1 rRNA gene is annotated in these 329 nt (G+C 52.9%); it reads right to left on the bottom strand.

Going from position 1 to position 329, the window contains the following annotated elements:
* Nucleotides 1-329, bottom strand: a 23S ribosomal RNA gene (locus IAE30_RS29885); the annotation flags it as partial.

Genomic DNA, 329 nt, shown 5'->3' with positions numbered 1-329 from the left:
AAGAGTCCGGATTTACCTAAACTCTCCGCCTACATGCTTAAACCGGGACAACCGTCGCCCGGATAACCTAGCCTTCTCCGTCCCCCCTTCGCAGTAACACCAAGTGCAGGAATATTAACCTGCTTCCCATCGACTACGCTTTTCAGCCTCGCCTTAGGGGTCGACTCACCCTGCTCCGATTAACGTTGAACAGGAACCCTTGGTCTTCCGGCGAGCGGGCTTTTCACCCGCTTTATCGTTACTTATGTCAGCATTCGCACTTCTGATACCTCCAGCAAACCTCACAGTTCACCTTCAACGGCTTACAGAACGCTCCCCTACCCAACAAC

It is taken from the genome of Pantoea sp. S61, from assembly GCF_016625145.1.
Lineage (GTDB): Bacteria > Pseudomonadota > Gammaproteobacteria > Enterobacterales > Enterobacteriaceae > Pantoea > Pantoea rwandensis_B.
This window is presented reverse-complemented; position numbering and strand designations above follow the sequence as displayed.